The organism is Sphingomonas sp. FG14 (genome assembly GCF_057809675.1).
Map to the genome: position 1 here is coordinate 252,615 of NZ_JBMDKK010000001.1, position 15,064 is coordinate 267,678.

The 15,064-nt window shown below is 63.9% G+C and carries 19 protein-coding genes; 7 read left to right on the top strand and 12 right to left on the bottom strand.

Annotated features, from left to right (window positions below; translation table 11 throughout):
- Positions 1 to 53 precede the first annotated feature (53 nt).
- Positions 54 to 608: a superoxide dismutase family protein gene (locus tag ACODTA_RS01180; protein WP_489063949.1), complete on the top strand. Its 555-nt coding sequence runs from the start codon at positions 54 to 56 to the stop codon at positions 606 to 608.
- Positions 609 to 704: 96 nt separating this feature from the next.
- Here ACODTA_RS01180 and ACODTA_RS01185 read toward each other — a convergent pair whose 3' ends face one another.
- A complete protein-coding gene (locus ACODTA_RS01185) occupies positions 705 to 2,000 on the bottom strand; it encodes an MFS transporter (protein WP_489063951.1) in 1,296 nt (431 codons plus the stop codon).
- Positions 2,001 to 2,153: 153 nt separating this feature from the next.
- Between ACODTA_RS01185 and pgsA the strand changes: the two genes are divergently transcribed.
- The 4 genes from pgsA to ACODTA_RS01205 are packed head-to-tail and all read left to right on the top strand — an operon-like array spanning position 2,154 to position 3,807.
- Positions 2,154 to 2,705, top strand: a complete 552-nt coding sequence (gene pgsA / locus ACODTA_RS01190; RefSeq protein WP_489063953.1) for a CDP-diacylglycerol--glycerol-3-phosphate 3-phosphatidyltransferase — start codon at positions 2,154 to 2,156, stop codon at positions 2,703 to 2,705.
- A 2-nt stretch (positions 2,706 to 2,707) separates the two neighbouring features.
- Entirely contained in the window at positions 2,708 to 3,100 is a 393-nt protein-coding gene (locus ACODTA_RS01195; RefSeq protein WP_489063955.1) for a YciI family protein, read from the top strand.
- A gap of 9 nt (positions 3,101 to 3,109) precedes the next feature.
- Positions 3,110 to 3,367 (top strand): MoaD/ThiS family protein, encoded by a 258-nt coding sequence (locus ACODTA_RS01200; RefSeq protein WP_489063957.1) that lies wholly within the window; start codon positions 3,110 to 3,112, stop codon positions 3,365 to 3,367.
- Complete coding sequence (locus tag ACODTA_RS01205; protein ID WP_489063958.1) at positions 3,364 to 3,807, top strand: molybdenum cofactor biosynthesis protein MoaE; 444 nt, start codon at positions 3,364 to 3,366, stop codon at positions 3,805 to 3,807. The genes ACODTA_RS01200 and ACODTA_RS01205 overlap by 4 nt, the downstream gene beginning before the upstream one ends.
- 49 nt (positions 3,808 to 3,856) lie before the next feature.
- Here ACODTA_RS01205 and ACODTA_RS01210 read toward each other — a convergent pair whose 3' ends face one another.
- The 3 genes from ACODTA_RS01210 to ACODTA_RS01220 form a co-directional block, all read right to left on the bottom strand.
- Positions 3,857 to 4,444: a fasciclin domain-containing protein gene (locus ACODTA_RS01210; protein WP_489063960.1), complete on the bottom strand. Its 588-nt coding sequence runs from the start codon at positions 4,442 to 4,444 to the stop codon at positions 3,857 to 3,859.
- A gap of 93 nt (positions 4,445 to 4,537) precedes the next feature.
- Positions 4,538 to 5,452, bottom strand: coding sequence for a hydrogen peroxide-inducible genes activator (locus ACODTA_RS01215; RefSeq protein ID WP_489063962.1), 915 nt, complete (start codon positions 5,450 to 5,452; stop codon positions 4,538 to 4,540).
- Between the two features lie 60 nt (positions 5,453 to 5,512).
- A complete protein-coding gene (locus tag ACODTA_RS01220) occupies positions 5,513 to 6,295 on the bottom strand; it encodes a sulfite exporter TauE/SafE family protein (protein ID WP_489063964.1) in 783 nt (260 codons plus the stop codon).
- A 159-nt stretch (positions 6,296 to 6,454) separates the two neighbouring features.
- On the opposite strand from ACODTA_RS01220, the gene epsC reads away from it, so the two are divergent.
- Both epsC and ACODTA_RS01230 read left to right on the top strand, forming a co-directional pair.
- Positions 6,455 to 7,147, top strand: coding sequence for a serine O-acetyltransferase EpsC (epsC, locus tag ACODTA_RS01225; protein ID WP_489063966.1), 693 nt, complete (start codon positions 6,455 to 6,457; stop codon positions 7,145 to 7,147).
- Positions 7,144 to 7,494 carry a DUF2794 domain-containing protein gene (locus tag ACODTA_RS01230; RefSeq protein ID WP_489063968.1) on the top strand — a complete coding sequence of 117 codons (351 nt, stop codon included), beginning with the start codon at positions 7,144 to 7,146 and terminating at the stop codon, positions 7,492 to 7,494. The genes epsC and ACODTA_RS01230 overlap by 4 nt, the downstream gene beginning before the upstream one ends.
- An 87-nt stretch (positions 7,495 to 7,581) precedes the next feature.
- On the opposite strand, the gene ACODTA_RS01235 is transcribed toward ACODTA_RS01230, so the two are convergent.
- The 8 genes from ACODTA_RS01235 to pstC form a co-directional block, all read right to left on the bottom strand.
- Positions 7,582 to 8,619 carry a hypothetical protein gene (locus ACODTA_RS01235; protein WP_489063970.1) on the bottom strand — a complete coding sequence of 346 codons (1,038 nt, stop codon included), beginning with the start codon at positions 8,617 to 8,619 and terminating at the stop codon, positions 7,582 to 7,584.
- Positions 8,620 to 8,701: 82 nt separating this feature from the next.
- On the bottom strand, positions 8,702 to 9,601 hold the full coding sequence (locus ACODTA_RS01240) for an SDR family NAD(P)-dependent oxidoreductase (RefSeq protein ID WP_489063971.1): 900 nt from the start codon (positions 9,599 to 9,601) through the stop codon (positions 8,702 to 8,704).
- Between the two features lie 115 nt (positions 9,602 to 9,716).
- A complete protein-coding gene (locus ACODTA_RS01245; RefSeq protein WP_489063972.1) occupies positions 9,717 to 10,001 on the bottom strand; it encodes a hypothetical protein in 285 nt (94 codons plus the stop codon).
- Positions 10,002 to 10,159: 158 nt separating this feature from the next.
- Positions 10,160 to 10,855, bottom strand: coding sequence for a phosphate regulon transcriptional regulator PhoB (gene phoB / locus ACODTA_RS01250; protein WP_222987988.1), 696 nt, complete (start codon positions 10,853 to 10,855; stop codon positions 10,160 to 10,162).
- A 2-nt stretch (positions 10,856 to 10,857) separates the two neighbouring features.
- On the bottom strand, positions 10,858 to 11,541 hold the full coding sequence (phoU, locus tag ACODTA_RS01255; protein ID WP_489063973.1) for a phosphate signaling complex protein PhoU: 684 nt from the start codon (positions 11,539 to 11,541) through the stop codon (positions 10,858 to 10,860).
- A 29-nt stretch (positions 11,542 to 11,570) separates the two neighbouring features.
- A complete protein-coding gene (gene pstB / locus ACODTA_RS01260) occupies positions 11,571 to 12,344 on the bottom strand; it encodes a phosphate ABC transporter ATP-binding protein PstB (protein ID WP_489063974.1) in 774 nt (257 codons plus the stop codon).
- The gene (pstA, locus tag ACODTA_RS01265; RefSeq protein WP_489063976.1) at positions 12,344 to 13,645 is read right to left on the bottom strand and encodes a phosphate ABC transporter permease PstA; all 1,302 of its coding nucleotides are present in this window, start codon (positions 13,643 to 13,645) and stop codon (positions 12,344 to 12,346) included. Before pstA ends, pstB begins: the two co-directional genes overlap by 1 nt.
- Positions 13,638 to 15,029 (bottom strand): phosphate ABC transporter permease subunit PstC, encoded by a 1,392-nt coding sequence (gene pstC, locus ACODTA_RS01270; protein ID WP_489063978.1) that lies wholly within the window; start codon positions 15,027 to 15,029, stop codon positions 13,638 to 13,640. Before pstC ends, pstA begins: the two co-directional genes overlap by 8 nt.
- Positions 15,030 to 15,064 lie beyond the last annotated feature (35 nt).

The window sequence follows — 15,064 nt, forward strand, 5'->3', positions numbered from 1 at the left end:
CCGGAACCAATCCCGTGCTTGTTGCATTTGATTCTCACCTCAGGAGGCAATCTATGATCAGCAACGCTAAGCCGTTCACTCTACCCGCGATCATGGGGCTTGCGTTGCTGGGGGCATGCGCTGCGAGCGATGCTGCGACCGCAGATGGCGCCGCTGCCGCGATACCCGGTGCGCGTGCTCCGCTTTACATGGCCAGCGGTACGGCGGCGGGTGAGGGGCGCATCGTCGCGACCGCGTCCGGTCTGAAGTTGATGGTCACTGCGCAGGGCATTCCCGCCGGCATTCACGGCATCCATGTGCACACCACTGGCAAATGCGATGCCCCGGATTTCCAGACCGCGGGCGGCCATTGGAACCCGACGGCGCGTCAGCACGGGCACGACAATCCACAGGGTGCGCATAGCGGCGACTTGCCCAATATTACCATCGGCGCGGACGGCAGCGGTTCGCTCACTATCGATCTGCCCGGCGCTAAGCTGAGTGGCGAGGGTGGCCTGCTCGACGCCGATGGTGCCGCGCTGGTGATTCACGCGACGGCTGACGACATGAAGACCGATCCCTCGGGCAACAGCGGCGGCCGCATTGCTTGCGGCGTGTTCGCCGGATAATTGCTTCGTCGGTCCCGCGAACGCGGAGTTTTGTCGCGATACGCTCTTCGTTTGGGCTACGCGGCCGGATTCCAGCTTTCGCGGGAAGGGCGGTGGTCAGTCACAGGCTCGATGGAGCTTTTGCGCCAACCATGCCGAGATGAGGCACATCGCGGCGCTCAGCAGCAACTGATGCTCGATCGAAACACCCAGCGCGCTGAGGCCAAGCGCGATCAACGAGCCCACCACCATGGCCCCCGAATTGACGATGTTGTTCGCCGCGACGGTCCGTGCCGCCTGGCTCTTGTCGACACTGGTGGTGAGGAAGGCGTAAAGCGGCACCACGAACATGCCGCCGCTGATCGCGATGCCGAGCAGGCTGCCGAGCAGCGGAATCGCCATGTGGTGATTCAGGAATTCGCCGATCCCGTACAGTCGTCCATCGGTCGCACCGCCCCATTGGGTGCACACGAAATAGAAGGCGACGACGAACATCGCCATCACGATCACGGATGCTGGTGCATAGCGCGCTGAAACCTTGCCCTTCAGCAGCCGGTTGATCGCGATCGATCCGATCGCGATGCCGATCGAGAAGACGGCGAGAAACAGGCTGGCCACGGCCTTGTCGGCCGTCAGCACGTTCTTGGCGAGAGGCGGGAACTGGATGAACAGCACCGCGCCGATCGTCCAGAAGAAGCTGATCGAGACGATCGCCAGATACAGGTGGCGGATATGCATGGTGCCGCGCACCAGCGCGACCGATGCGCGAATCACATGCCAGTCGATGCTGTGATCCTCGTGCACGGGCGGGGCAGGGGGAACCTGCCGTCCGGCGAAATAGCCGATGACGGCGGTGATCACGACGCCGATCGCCGCGATCTCCACCGGGATCACGCCGGCGAGGATCGTGCCTGCCAGGATCGCGATATAGGTGCCGGCTTCGACCAGTCCCGTGCCGCCGAGCACTTCGTCCTTTTCCAGATGCTGGGGCAGGATGGCGTATTTGATCGGACCGAAAAAGGTGGAGTGGATGCCCATCGCGAACAGCGCGAGCAGCAGCAGCGGGATCGCCATCAGTTTCACCGCATAGCCCTGCCAGGCCAGCACCAGTCCCGCCGCCCCGACAAGCATGATCAGGATTTCGCAGAATTTGACGATGCGGATGATCTTCGCCTTGTCGATCGAATCGGCAAGCTGACCCGACATCGCGGAAAGCAGGAAAAAGGGCAGGATGAAGATGCCGGTGGCGATGCCGCTGAAGATCGTTTCCGACGCGGCGTCGTTATAGACGCCGTAGACGACGAACAGGACCATCGCCTGTTTGAAGAGATTATCGTTGAAGGCGCCGAGGAGCTGCGTGACGAACAGCGGCAGGAATCGGCGGCGCGAAAGGAGCCCGAGCGAAGTTTGCATGGATCGGTGAATTCGCTCCGAGGTCTGTCCGTGGCCGTTCCATAGCGGATCGCGCACAAGCATCCAACGCAAAGTCTCGATATCGATCGCGAATATTGTTTGGCACGCTCAGCGCTTCCACGCCGGGCGATCAGGCTCTATGGGGAAGACAGGATGCTGACGCTGCCGAACCTGCTCACTTTGTCGCGGATCTTCGCCGTTCCGCTGCTCGTATTCCTGTTGTGGCCGACGCCCAAGCCGTTCGACTATTTCCTGGCGTTCGCGCTTTACTGCCTGATGGGCATCACCGACTATTTCGACGGCTATCTGGCGCGCGCCAAGGGCACGGTTTCGCGATTGGGCGTTTTCCTGGATCCGATCGCCGACAAGATCATGGTGGCCGCCGTGATCGTGATGCTTGTCTTCATCGACGATATCCGCACCTATCATATCATCGCGGCGCTGGTGATCCTGCTGCGCGAGATCATGGTTTCGGGCCTGCGCGAATTCCTGGCGGGATTGAGCGTCTCCGTCCCGGTCAGTCAGCTCGCCAAGTGGAAGACGACGTTCCAGCTCATCTCGCTCGGCGCGCTTATTCTGGCGGGCGCGGTGCCATATTGGCCCTGGGTGCATGATGTCGGGCTGATCAGCCTGTGGGGCGCCGCCTTGCTGACCTTGCTGACCGGCTGGGATTATCTGCGCGTCGGCCTGAAGCATATGGATTGAGGATGGTACCTCTTCGCTTCGCGATTCTTCTGTCTCTTTGCGCGGTCGCTGCGCCGGTCCAGGCGGGGCAGCCATCGGCTGTCGAAGCGGATCGTTCGTTGTTCGCGGTCATCTATCGGCCTGGCCCGGCCTGGAAGACCGGCATGCCGATGGCGGAACAGGGGTTGGGCGAGCATGCCCGTTATATGAAGCGGCTTGTCGACCAGGGCGTCATCCATACGGCCGGGCCGCTGGGCGCGGATGGAGGGCTGGTGCTGTTGCATATACGCGACCTCGCAGCCGCCGAGGCGCTGGTGGCCGCGGATCCGGCGGTTCGCGATGGTTTGTTCATCGGTGAAGTCCGGCGGTTCGTGCCGCGCTTCACCAGCGCCCGGCCGCTCGGCGACAGGCCTTAGGGAAACGGCATGGCGATCGATTTCGTCTATTTTGCCTGGGTGCGTGAAGCGATCGGCCGCGATGGAGAGCGGCTCGATCCGCCGGCCGACGCGCTGACGGTGGCGGCCGTGCTCGATTGGCTTTCGACATTGAGCGATGGCCATGCCCGGGCTTTTACCGATCGCTCGCGAATACGTGCGGCGATCGACCAGGTGTTCGCGCCGCTTGACGCTCCCATCACCGGCGCGCGTGAGATCGCCCTTTTTCCGCCGGTCACCGGCGGATGATCGCCATCGAAGTCGGAGAGGCGGATTTCGACGTTGCCGCCCGGCTGGCTGATCTCGAAGCGCTGGGCGGTGGCGCGGTCGCGAGCTTCACCGGCATCGTGCGCGGCGACGGTGGCCTGACCGCCCTCGAACTGGAACATTATCCGTCGATGACTCATGGCGCGTTGGCGCGGCTGGCGGAGGAGGCGCAACGGCGCTGGCCATTGCTGGGTATCGTCCTGATCCATCGCGTGGGTCGATTGGCGCCGGGCGAACGAATCGTCTTCGTGGGGACGGCGTCATCGCATCGTACCGCGGCGCTCGATGCCTGCCACTTTCTGATCGACTGGCTGAAAACCGAAGCGCCGTTCTGGAAGAAGGAGCACCGCGACGGTGGCGGTGCTTGGGTCGAGGCACGTATCGCCGATGATGCCGCGCGCGATCGATGGACTCGCGATTGAAACAGGAAGGGCGCCGCTCCCGTGGTGAGGAGCGGCGATAGATCCGGCGTCAGCCCAGCTTGGGGACCAGAACGCCGTTGATGACGTGGATCACGCCATTCGACTGCGTGACGTCGGGCTGCGCGATATAGGCCGGATTGCCGTTGGAGTCGGTCAGCTTGACGATGCCGCCTTCCTCGGCGGTCAGCGTCAGCGTACCGCCTTCGACGGTGGTCAGCGTCGTGCTGCCGCCAGCATCCTTGGCCTGCTTGACCAGCGTTTCCAGCGACAATGCGCCAGGCACGACATGATAATGCAGGATCTTGGCAAGGGTTGCCTTGTTCTCCGGCTTTTGCAGCGTGTCCATCGTGCCCGGCGCAAGCCGGTCGAACGCTTCGTTGGCAGGCGCGAAGACGGTGAAGGGGCCGGCTCCGGACAACTCGGCGTCAAGGCCAGCGGCCTTGATCGCGGACACGAGCGTCGAATGGTCCGTCGATGCGGAGGCGTTTTCGACGATGGTCTTGGTGGGCAGCATTTCGGCGCCGCCGACGACGGGGTTGGGGGCGGCGGTTGCGTCCTGCGCCTGAGCCGCGAAGGGGGCAGCAAAGGCGAGCAGGGACGCGGCAAGAACAACAACGCCGTTCCTGGGTGACTTCATCATGATCTCCATTTGAGCTGAAAGAGGGCGCTTTCGCGCGTTTTAGCTACAAAGGATCACGGCCTGTTGCAATTTGGTTTCAGCCAGGACGTCTCAGTCGGGCGATCGGACGCTGGCGGAGCGCAGTACCTCGGCAAGCAGGCGGAAGTCTTTCTCACGAGGAGACCCCTTGCGCCAGACTAGGGCGATTCGGCGTGAGGGAGCCTCGGCGTCAAGCGCGCGCGCTTCGATATTGGTTCCGCTCAATATGCCGGCGTCGAGGGCCATTTGTGGCAGCATGGTCACCCCCAGCCCGTTGTCGACCATCTGGACGAGGGTATGGAGCGAGGTCCCGAGCATCGAGGCTTCGGCGCGCAGTTCCGGACGATTGCACGCGGCGAGCGCATGGTCCTTGAGGCAATGGCCATCTTCAAGCAGCAACAGCCGGCTCTCGTCGATCGTGTCCGCGCGCACCTGATCTGGAAGGCTCGCGCCTTCGTCGTGCGGAAAGGCGATGAACAGGCGGTCGTCGAACAGCGTTTCCCCCTCAACATCGCCACAGGCATAGGGCAGGGCGAGCAACACGCAGTCGACCTGACCATGATGCAGCGATTCGCAGGCGGAACGACTGGTTTCCTCACGCAAGTAGAGCTTGAGCTCGGGCCAGTCGGCGCGGATGCGCGGCAGGATACGCGGCAGCAGGAATGGAGCGATCGTCGGAATCACGCCCATGCGCAGATCCCCTGACAGCGGCTTGCCGGCGGCGCGCGCCATCGCCGACAATTCCTCCGCCTCTCGCAACACCCTGATCGCCTTGTCGGTGATCCGATCTCCGAGCGGGGTGAACCGCACGACCCGGCGCGTGCGCTCTACCAGCGTGATGCCGATCAGCGACTCGAGTTCGCGCAACCCCGCCGACAGCGTCGATTGCGTGACGAAGCACGCTTCCGCCGCGCGGCCGAAATGGCCATGCTCGCGCAAGGCGACAAGATATTGAAGCTGCTTGAGCGTCGGCAAATATGTCGACATTGATTACCCCATCCGATCAATTTGGGGTATATCATCGAATATGTGACTGTTTGAAGACGGTCAGAAAATCGCGCGATAGATGCTGAACAAGCTGGTCGCGGTCAGCACGACACCGACCATGACGAGCAATGTCTTCGCGGGGACACGCTTGGCGATAAGCGCACCAAATGGGGCCGCGACGACGCCACCGACGAGCAGGCCGATCACCGGCAACCAGAAATCGGCGGAAAAACCGTCCGTGCCGATGCCGATCAGGAAGGTGACCGAGATCGTGATCGTCAGGAAGAACTCGACGCTGTTGACGGTGCCGATGGTGGTGCGTGGCTGCGCGCCCTGAACGAGCAGGTTGGACGTCACGACAGGGCCCCAGCCGCCGCCGCCGGCCGCGTCGAGGAAGCCGCCGGCCAGGCCAAGGGGTTCGATGATCTTGGGTTCGCGATGCGTATGCGGCGGATAGCGCAGGCCGCGCACAAGCAGGTAGATGCCGATGCCGGCCAGATACGCCATCACGAAGGGACGCGTGATCGATGCATCGAGCGATGTGAGCAGATAGGCGCCGGCGATGCCGCCGATCATGCCGGGAACGAGCAGCCGGAAGAACAGTTTCCAGTTCACGTTCTTGTGGATCGCATGGCTGATTCCGGACACGCCGGTGGTGCAGCACTCGACCAGATGGACGCCAGCCGAAGCGGTCGCGGGCGGCACACCGAGCACGCTGACCAGCAAGGTCGAGGAGATCACGCCGAAAGCCATGCCGAGCGCGCCATCGACCATCTGCGCGGCGAATCCGACCGCGACAAACGGCAGGATGGCAAGCCAATGTTCCTGGATAAGTTCGATCATTCGGCTACCGGTCCCTCTCGTCGCGGGGCTGTGCTGCACTAGGGAGAGAGGATGGACAAGACAGATTCCCTATCAATGGGCTAGACAAGCGCTTTCAGCCTCCATTTGAAACGGCTCGTCTTTGTCCCTAGATTATGTCCGTTCCAGGGAGGGCCCGCGATGCTGGCTGAGTTGAAAACCTATCTCGATTCGATCAAGGCCCGCGATCCGGCGCCGCGGTCGCGATGGGAGATTCTGCTGTACCCGGGTGTGCTGGCGATCGGCTTGCACCGGGTGGCGCATTGGCTGTACGAGGCGGAACTGTATTTCGTCGCGCGCTTCGTGAATCACCTGTCGCGTTTCCTGACCGCGATCGACATCCATCCCGGCGCGCAGATCGGCCGAAACCTGTTCATCGATCATGGCTTCACCGTGATCGGTGAGACGGCGGTGATCGGCGATAACGTCACCATCTACCAGTGCGTGACGCTTGGCGGCACCAATCCGGCCAACGGTGTTGCCGGAAAGCGCCACCCCACCTTGCTCGACGGCGCGATCGTCGGATCGGGCGCGCAGGTGCTCGGCCCGATCACCGTTGGCCCGCGCGCGCGCATCGGTGCCAATGCGGTCGTCACAAAAGACGTGCCCGAAGGTGCGGTGATGGTGGGCATTCCCGCGCGGCAAACGTTGGTGGATGCCGTCGAATATCAGAAGGGCTTCGTGCCCTATGGCACGCCGTGCAGCGATATCTTCGATCCGGCCACGCAGAAGCTCGAAATCCTGAAATGCGAGCTCGAACGCATGCAGAAGCAACTCGATACGATGCTGGCCGAAAAGTCCGGCAAGACGGACGGTGAACGCGAAAGCGCATGAGCGCGACTGTCACGCCATTCCCGGTTTCGCGCGGCGTAACGCCGCAGATCGGGTTTGATCGCAGCGAACTGATGCGGATTCTGGATCTCTACGGGCGGATGGTCGCGGCGGGCTATTGGCGCGATTATGCGATCGATCTGGGGCGTGAGGCCGCGATCTTCTCGGCTTTCCGCCGTGCGACCGAGCGGCCAGAATATCGGATCGAGAAGCGTCCGGCGCTGCGCAATCGCCAGGGCATGTGGGCGCTGGTCAGCGAAGCCGGTGCGGTTCTGCGGCGTGGGCATGAGTTGAGTTCGGTGCTCGCGCCGGTCGAACGCAAGTTGCTCAAGCTGGTGCCCACCATTTGATGGCATAAAAAATTCCCCCCTCTGGGGTGGGGGGAAGGATGGAAGGGGGCCACCCGTTGCAGCCGGGTGGCCCTTATGTTTATGGGGTCAGGCGCTGATCGCCGGTCGGTCGAGTACCGGCAGTTTCGCGCGCAGATCGCCGGGCAGCGTATTGACCACCAGCCGGCGGGCCGTGTGCCAGAAGGCCGAGAGCGTCAGCAGCGCGGAGCCGATGACCAGACCGGTCAGCGCCACGCTCATGCTCACCGCGCCGAATTTCTCGAACAGCGCGCTCATCGCGTAGAGAACATAAGCGAGCGACGAGACGAGCAAGGCGCGGCGATCGACCGTAAGCGAGATCATCGCGAATATGATGTAGAGCGCGATGACGATCGCGGCCTGAGCGGTTCCGATCATGCCGTCGAGCACGCCCAGCGCGTGGAAGATCGGATGCGCGATCATGGGCGCAGCGACGAGATGGAGCCAGAAGGCAACATCGGAACGTCGGGTCTGGCGCGTGCGATCCGACATGTCCCACCACATGGCGAAGGCGAAGGTCGCGATGCCGCCGGCCAGCACCAGCCAGGTCACATAGTCGACGAGTTCCTGATTAAACGCCAGCGCGAGCGCCACGACCACGCCAACGAGCGACACTGCACCCGCCGCGACCGTGATCGGCACGCGGAAGCGCAGCCAATGGCCCCAGGCTGCGGCGGCTGTGATCACTCCGATGCCGGCCAGGAACAATGCGCTGGTGCGGTTCCCGAAATCGGCCTGCACATCAACAAGCGCGCCGATCATCGTGGCGGCGACACCGCCGGTGAAGCTGAGCAGCAACAGGATGCTCGGCAGCGCCATGCGACGACGCTTGGTGAAATATTCAGCCAAGCCCCAGCTTGCCCCGGCGACGAGGGCGCCCGCGAGCGCTGCGGAGCGTTCTCCGCCGATCCAGCCGAGTGCTACCAGCAGCAGCACCAGTGCGATCGAGACAAAAATATCGTTGAAGCCGGTGAGGAGACGGAAACTTTCCTCATCGACGGTTGGCGTGGCGCGTCCGGCCGCGACATGGTTTCGGAAGGCTTCGGCGGCCGCAGGCGTGATCACGCCCGCGGCCACCGCTGCTTCCAGGTCGGTTTCACTGTACATGCGGCTTCTCCTCCCCTTGCCCCAGGAGGGTAGCATTACTGTATTAAATCAGCAATACACTATTTGGCGCCTCAGAAGAGGGCTATTTACCCTGCAATTTGGACAGGATGACCATTGATTGTTCGGCGCCCGATTGCGGCACGATCTCTCCGGTCCGATCGGTGATCTGCGCCCAGTGGGCGGCGACGCCTTCGGGGGTGCGCTCGTCTTGCGGCAGCAACACGCCTTGGGTCAGCGTGACATAAGCGGCCTGGAAAACCCCGGCGCCGGCGCCGACGATCGCATTGCTCGGTGCGTCCTCCGAAACGAGGAATAGCGCCGCCGGTGCGACATTCTCGGGCGCGAAGGCGGCGAAGGCTTCTTCGGGGAAGATGTCCTCGGTCATGCGCGTGCCGGCGACCGGCGCCAGTGTGTTGACGCGGATATTGTATTTGGCGCCCTCAAGGTAGAGCGTCTTGGTAAGGCCGGCGAGGCCGAGCTTGGCGGCGCCGTAATTGGCCTGGCCGAAATTGCCGTAAAGGCCCGTCGACGAGGCGGTCATGAGGATGCGGCCATAGGCCTGGTCGCGCATCGTGTCCCACACCGCCTTGGTGCAGTTGGCCGAGCCGATCAGATGGACCTTCACCACCAGATCGAAATCGACGGGCTCCATCTTCACGAAGCTCTTGTCTCGCAGGATACCGGCATTGTTGATCAGGACATGGACGCCGCCCCAAGTTTCCTTGGTCTTGGCGACCATTTCGACCATCTGCTCATATTCGGTGACGCTGCCGCCGTTCGACATGGCGGTGCCGCCGGCTGCCTCGATCTCCTCGACGACCTTCAGCGCGGCATTGGAATGGCCGGTGCCGTCACGCGATCCGCCGAGATCGTTGACGACGACTTTCGCACCGCGCTTGGCGAGTTCGAGCGCATAGGCGCGGCCCAGTCCACCGCCGGCTCCGGTGACGATCGCGACCCGGTCCTTGAAATCGATGCTCATATCCTGCTCCGAATGACGTTTACGCGAACGTCACCTAAAGCCTCGTCGCATCGATGGGAAGGTCTAACCGCCGCCCGGCTCGAGGTGCGGGCGGCGGCGATGGATCAGGCCCGGGTCATTTCCGGTTGCCCGGATCGTTGCGCTGCTTGCAGCCATCGGTGACGGTACGCGAGCACCAGGGATATTCGGCCTTCGGCGGCGGAGGCGGGAAAGCCTGCTCCACTGGCGGCGATGGCCGGACGATCTTCGCCTGGCCGGGCGGCGGTGGGGGCGGTGGCATCTCCGCCGGCTGTGCCGCCGCATCCGCCACTGGCGGTTGATCAGCCTGCTCGGGCGGCGGCGGTTGTGCGATCGCTGTGCTGCTCAGGGCGAGTGCCGCCATCAGGAACATGGATTTCATCTTCATCTCCTTGCCCGCCCGCGTCAGCACGAAAACGAAACGAACACGCACTGGTTCCTGCGCGCATGGGATGGCCGAACGTTCCGCCGTGTCGACAGTGCGTTCGGCCTATCAAGGGGCAGGCGCACTCCAGGGCGCGCCTGCGATGTGGTGACAGGTCAGGCCGCGTCGGCGTCGAGCGCGTAGCCGGCGGAGCGGACGGTACGGATGATGTCCGCGCGGTCGCCCTGGTTGATCGCCTTGCGCAGGCGGCGGATATGGACGTCCACCGTGCGTGGTTCGATCTCGCTGTCGCGGCCCCAGACCGAATCGAGCAGCCTTTCGCGTGAGAACACCCATCCGGGATGCTCCAGGAAATGCTTGAGCAGCCGGAATTCGGTAGGGCCGAGCGGCACGACCGCGCCGCCGCGTTTCACCTTGTGGCCGACCGTGTCCATCTCGATATCGGCATAGCTCAACGTTTCGCCGGCAAGGGCTGGGCGCACGCGGCGCAGGACGGCGCCGACGCGCGCGACCAGTTCGCGCGGCGAGAAGGGCTTGGTCACATAATCGTCGGCACCGGTGTCGAGCCCGCGCACGCGATCTTCCTCTTCGCCCCGCGCCGTCAGCATGATGATCGGCACATTGGCGGTATCGGGCGCGCGGCGCAGGCGCCGGCAGACCTCGATGCCCGACAGGCTTTCGACCATCCAGTCGAGCAACACGATGTCGGGCGCCGATTCCTGCGCGAGCAGCAGCGCCTCCTCACCGTCTGGCGTATGGCGGACCGCGAAATCCTCGCGCTGGAAGGTGTAGACGAGCAGTTCGGCCAGCGCGGCGTCATCCTCGACCAGCAGCATGTCTGCGCGTGCCATGATCAGCCCTCCCGCCCGGCGCGGTCGCCAAGATATTCGCCCGTCGCGGCATAATAGACCATCTCGGCGACGTTAGTGGCATGGTCGCCGACGCGCTCGAGATTCTTCGCGACGAACAGCAGATGCGCGGCCTCACCGATGGTCTTGGGATTTTCCATCATGAAGGTGACGAGGGTGCGGAAGATCGAATTGTAGAAATCGTCGACCACATTGTCGCGCTCGATCACGCGCAGCGCCAGCGCGGCGTCACGCGCGGCAAAGGCGTTGAGCACATCGTGAACCATCTCGGTCGCGGTGTTCGCCATCGCGGGCAGCAGAGAGATCGGCTCGATCATGCGCCGGCTTTCGATCAGCGGCACGCGTTTGGCGATGTTCTTGGCATAGTCGCCGATGCGCTCGATCACGCCCGCGATCTTGATCGCGGCGACCACTTCGCGCAGGTCGTCGGCCATCGGCGCGCGCAGCGCGATGATGCGCACCGCCAGCTTCTCGACCTGGCTTTCGAGTTCGTCGATGCGTGTATCCTCTGAAACGATCCGGCTCGCGGCGTTCGTGTCGCTCTTCACCAGCGCGTCCATCGCCGCGACGATCGCGGCTTCGGCGCGGCCGCCCATCTCGGAGATCAGCCCGCGCAGCTCGCCGATATCCTCGTCGAACGCCTTGACGGTATGTTCGGTGGTACCCATCGCAAGTCCTCTTAAAACGCGATCTATCCTCAGCCGTAGCGGCCGGTGATGTAATCCTTGGTGCGCTCTTCGCGCGGGTTGGTGAAGATTTCCGACGTGTCGCCATATTCGACCAGCGTTCCCAGATGGAAGAACGCCGTCTTCTGCGACACGCGCGCGGCCTGCTGCATGTTGTGCGTCACGATCGCGATCGCATAGCGACCGCGCAGTTCGTGGATCAGTTCCTCGATCTTGGCGGTCGCGATCGGGTCGAGCGCCGAGCAGGGCTCGTCCATCAGCACCACTTCGGGATCGACCGCGATCGCGCGCGCGATGCAGAGCCGTTGCTGCTGGCCGCCCGAAAGCGCGGTGCCGCTTTCGTTGAGGCGATCCTTCACCTCGTCCCACAATCCGGCCTTGCGCAGCGCGCTTTCGACCATGCGGTCGAGATCGGCCTTGGCCGGCGCCAGCCCGTGGATGCGCGGGCCATAGGCGACATTCTCGTAGATCGACTTGGGGAAGGGGTTGGGCTTCTGAAAGACCATTCCCACGCGGGCGCGAAGCTGCACCACGTCCATCGACGAGGCGTAGATATCTTCGCCGTCCAGCTCGATCCGGCCTTCGACGCGTGCGCCGGCGATCGTGTCGTTCATGCGGTTCAGCGTCCGCAGGAAGGTCGATTTGCCGCAGCCCGACGGGCCGATAAAGGCCGTGACGTTCGCCATGTCGATGTCGATCGACACCGATTTGATCGCCTGTTTGGCGCCATAGAACACGCTGACGTCGCGCGCGGTCATTTTGAGAGTTTCGGTCATGTTTTCCATTACCAGCGGCGCTCGAACTTGTTGCGGAGATAGATGGCCAGCCCGTTCATGGTGAGCAGGAAGACCAGGAGGACGATGATCGCGGCCGACGTCTTCTCGACGAAACCACGGCTCACTTCGTCGGACCATAGGAAGATCTGGACGGGGAGCACGGTGGCCGGATCGGTGATGCCGCTCGGCGGCGTCGCGATGAAGGCGCGCATGCCGATCATCAGCAACGGGGCGGTCTCGCCCAGCGCGCGCGCCATGCCGATGATCGTGCCGGTCAGGATGCCCGGCAATGCGAGCGGCAGCACATGGTGGAACACCACCTGTACCGGCGATGCGCCGACGCCATAGGCGGCGTCGCGGATCGATGGCGGAACGGACTTGATCGCGTTGCGGCCGGCGATGACGATGACGGGCATCGTCATCAGCGCCAGCGTCAGGCCGCCGACGATCGCGGCCGATCGTGGCAGGTGCATGAAATTGAGGAACACCGCGAGCCCGAGCAGGCCGAAGATGATCGAGGGCACCGCCGCCAGATTGTTGATCGACACCTCGATCAGGTCGGTCCAGCGATTGCGTGGCGCATATTCCTCAAGATAGACCGCCGCCAGCACGCCGATCGGAAAGGCGAGGAGCAAGGTCACCAGCATCGTGATCAGCGAGCCCTTGAGCGCGCCCCAGATGCCGACGCGCATGGGATCGGTCGAATCTGACGCGGTCAGGAAGTTGACGTTGAAGTCGGTCGAAAGCCTGCCGGCCTTGGCCAGTTGATCGTGCGCGGCGCGTGCCTCGGCATCGTCGCCATTGCCTTTGGCGACGAGGTCGATCTTGGTAGAGACCGGCACCGCGACGTCGATCTTGCGTGTCAGGATCGACGGATCGTCTTCGATTGCGTCGCGCACCGACAGCCAGGCGCCATCGGAAAGCATCGCTGGGCCTTGCTTGCCGAACGCCGCGGTCGCGGCCTTCGCCGTCACGCCTTCAAGGTCGACCGCGGCCAGCGCCGCGCGAGCGCCGTCGCCGTGCAATGCAGCGGCGTCGACCACGATCCCGGCGCTCGGGAAATCGATTGGCAGCCGGACTTCGGTCTGCGTGAAGCCGCGTGCGCCGTTGCCGACCATCGTGATCAGCAGAAAGGCCAGAAAGGCGACCGAGATCGTCACGGCGCTGAGGCCGAGCAGGCGAAAGCGGCGTTCGGCGGCGTAGCGCTTGCGGATGCGCGTCTGCATCGCATCGGTCTTCCAGTCGGTCGGCGCGCGTGGCGCCGGCTGGGCCGGGGAGACGGGCGATGGGGCGACTAGACTGTCACTCATAAGCTTCCCGGTATTTCTTCACCACGCGGAGCGCGACGATGTTGAGCAGCAGGGTGATCACGAAGAGCACCAGGCCGAGCGCGAAGGCGGCAAGCGTCTTGGCGCTGTCGAATTCCTGATCCCCGGTCAAAAGCTGGACGATCTGGGTGGTAACCGTGGTCACGCTGGAAAATGGGTTGGCGGTCAGGTTGGCGGCGAGACCAGCGGCCATCACCACGATCATGGTTTCACCGATCGCGCGGCTGACGGCGAGCAGCACGCCGCCGACCACGCCCGGAAGCGCCGCGGGCAGCAGCACCTTGCGGATCGTCTCCGATGAGGTTGCGCCCATGGCGAGCGATCCATCCTTCATCGCCTGCGGCACCGCCGCGATCGAATCGTCGGCCATCGATGAAACGAAGGGGATGATCATCACGCCCATGACGAGGCCGGCCGCGAGCGCGGATTCGGAAGACGCGCTGCTGATCCCGATGGCGACCGCCATGTCACGCAGCGCCGGCGCCACGGTTAGCGCGGCGAAATAGCCATAGACCACGGTGGGAACGCCCGCCAGGATCTCCAGGATCGGCTTCACCCAGCGGCGCGTGGATGGCTTGGCATATTGGGTGAGGTAGATCGCGCTCATCAGGCCGAGCGGGATCGCGACGATCATCGCGATGATCGCGCCGACGAAGATCGTGCCCCAGAACAGTGGCACCGCGCCGAACGCGCCCGACGATCCCACCTGATCGGCGCGGATCGCGGTTTGTGGGCTCCACTGGGTGCCGAACAGGAATTCGATCGGTGAGACCATCGAGAAGAAGCGCGCGGATTCGAAGATCAGCGAGGCGACGATGCCGATCGTGGTCAGGATGGCCACGAGTGAGGCGGTCAGCAGCGCCCCCATCACCAGCCGTTCAACCCGCGTGCGCGCCCGGAAGTCGGGCTTGACCTTGGTGAAGGCATAGGCGCCGCCGGCAAAGGCGAGCAGCAACGCGACGACCGCGCCGATCGTGCCGTAGAAGCCGAGTGCTTGCTCGAAAGCGGGGGCGAGTGCTGTTGCCTTGGGGTTGAACGCCGCCTTGATCGAACCATCGGCCAATGCGCGGGCTTCACCCAGGATCGCAGCGCGCTCCATGCCGAAGCTCGGCAGTTCGGCTGCGGCGGGCGTCGCCAGCACGGCCTGGGTCACCAGGCCGGGCATGACGCTGGCCCAGACCGCGAGGAAGAGCAGGGCGGGCACCGCCACCCACAGCCCGACATACCAGGCGTGATAGGCGGGCAGCGAATGCGGCCGCTGCGATGCAGGCCCGGCGATCACGAAGCGCGAGGCGCGCACCCGTGCGCTGATCCAGGCGATCAGCCCGAGACCCAGCACCAGGAAGAGGAGAGCGAGGGTGGACACGTGAATCCTTAGCTGATCATAGCAAAGGCCGTTCG

What these genes read in the sequence shown, in the direction of transcription:
- ACODTA_RS01180 (WP_489063949.1), top strand. Translation starts at nt 54, where the DNA reads ATGATCAGCAACGCTAAGCCGTTCACTCTACCCGCGATCATGGGGCTT.
- ACODTA_RS01185 (WP_489063951.1), bottom strand. Translation starts at nt 2,000, where the DNA reads ATGCAAACTTCGCTCGGGCTCCTTTCGCGCCGCCGATTCCTGCCGCTG.
- pgsA (WP_489063953.1), top strand. Translation starts at nt 2,154, where the DNA reads ATGCTGACGCTGCCGAACCTGCTCACTTTGTCGCGGATCTTCGCCGTT.
- ACODTA_RS01195 (WP_489063955.1), top strand. Translation starts at nt 2,708, where the DNA reads ATGGTACCTCTTCGCTTCGCGATTCTTCTGTCTCTTTGCGCGGTCGCT.
- ACODTA_RS01200 (WP_489063957.1), top strand. Translation starts at nt 3,110, where the DNA reads ATGGCGATCGATTTCGTCTATTTTGCCTGGGTGCGTGAAGCGATCGGC.
- ACODTA_RS01205 (WP_489063958.1), top strand. Translation starts at nt 3,364, where the DNA reads ATGATCGCCATCGAAGTCGGAGAGGCGGATTTCGACGTTGCCGCCCGG.
- ACODTA_RS01210 (WP_489063960.1), bottom strand. Translation starts at nt 4,444, where the DNA reads ATGAAGTCACCCAGGAACGGCGTTGTTGTTCTTGCCGCGTCCCTGCTC.
- ACODTA_RS01215 (WP_489063962.1), bottom strand. Translation starts at nt 5,452, where the DNA reads ATGTCGACATATTTGCCGACGCTCAAGCAGCTTCAATATCTTGTCGCC.
- ACODTA_RS01220 (WP_489063964.1), bottom strand. Translation starts at nt 6,295, where the DNA reads ATGATCGAACTTATCCAGGAACATTGGCTTGCCATCCTGCCGTTTGTC.
- epsC (WP_489063966.1), top strand. Translation starts at nt 6,455, where the DNA reads ATGCTGGCTGAGTTGAAAACCTATCTCGATTCGATCAAGGCCCGCGAT.
- ACODTA_RS01230 (WP_489063968.1), top strand. Translation starts at nt 7,144, where the DNA reads ATGAGCGCGACTGTCACGCCATTCCCGGTTTCGCGCGGCGTAACGCCG.
- ACODTA_RS01235 (WP_489063970.1), bottom strand. Translation starts at nt 8,619, where the DNA reads ATGTACAGTGAAACCGACCTGGAAGCAGCGGTGGCCGCGGGCGTGATC.
- ACODTA_RS01240 (WP_489063971.1), bottom strand. Translation starts at nt 9,601, where the DNA reads ATGAGCATCGATTTCAAGGACCGGGTCGCGATCGTCACCGGAGCCGGC.
- ACODTA_RS01245 (WP_489063972.1), bottom strand. Translation starts at nt 10,001, where the DNA reads ATGAAATCCATGTTCCTGATGGCGGCACTCGCCCTGAGCAGCACAGCG.
- phoB (WP_222987988.1), bottom strand. Translation starts at nt 10,855, where the DNA reads ATGGCACGCGCAGACATGCTGCTGGTCGAGGATGACGCCGCGCTGGCC.
- phoU (WP_489063973.1), bottom strand. Translation starts at nt 11,541, where the DNA reads ATGGGTACCACCGAACATACCGTCAAGGCGTTCGACGAGGATATCGGC.
- pstB (WP_489063974.1), bottom strand. Translation starts at nt 12,344, where the DNA reads ATGGAAAACATGACCGAAACTCTCAAAATGACCGCGCGCGACGTCAGC.
- pstA (WP_489063976.1), bottom strand. Translation starts at nt 13,645, where the DNA reads ATGAGTGACAGTCTAGTCGCCCCATCGCCCGTCTCCCCGGCCCAGCCG.